Origin of the sequence: Phormidium sp. CCY1219, from assembly GCF_035615515.1 — a bacterium.
GTDB lineage: Bacteria > Cyanobacteriota > Cyanobacteriia > Cyanobacteriales > Laspinemataceae > CCY1219.
In genome coordinates this window covers 1-422 of record NZ_JAJENT010000523.1, presented here as the reverse complement: position 1 = coordinate 422, position 422 = coordinate 1, and the positions used below count along the sequence as shown (strand labels likewise).

1 protein-coding gene is annotated in these 422 nt (G+C 46.9%); it reads right to left on the bottom strand.

Annotated features, from left to right (window positions below; all coding sequences use genetic code 11):
• Positions 1–126: 126 nt before the first annotated feature.
• Positions 127–300, bottom strand: coding sequence for a hypothetical protein (locus LKK83_RS13770; protein WP_324631744.1), 174 nt, complete (start codon positions 298–300; stop codon positions 127–129).
• Positions 301–422: the final 122 nt, after the last annotated feature.

Genomic DNA, 422 nt, shown 5'->3' with positions numbered 1-422 from the left:
GGGGGAGAACTCCTCCCTACGCATAAATGACGAGGGTTTCCGTTCTCCCCCTTACCAACCCTAATTTCTGATGATTGAAGGTCTGATTTTAATTTATGAGGTCTTTACGCCAGAAGAAATGGTCGGTCAGGTTGAGTATTTGTAATGCGAAAAAGGCGATCGCGCTTCTGAGAGGAGAAGGCGATCGCCGCGCAAATGCCAGAAGTGAGCCGATATAACTTGCAAGAAAATATCCTCCGGGCAATCAAACGCCGACAATTGCTTTCCTACAATCCTCAACCAGCTTCTTACCAGCTTCATCCTTTCGTTCAAGAAAAAGCCGATCGCCTACTGTTCTGCTTGTGCTATCTGCTCTCTCACCCAAGCGCGAAACGAACGCAATAAAGTAGTTTCGCCGACGGTTTGGCTTTGTGCTAAAAATT

Excerpts from the sequence above, each read along its gene's own strand:
- LKK83_RS13770 (WP_324631744.1), bottom strand. The coding sequence starts at position 300 with ATGAAGCTGGTAAGAAGCTGGTTGAGGATTGTAGGAAAGCAATTGTCG.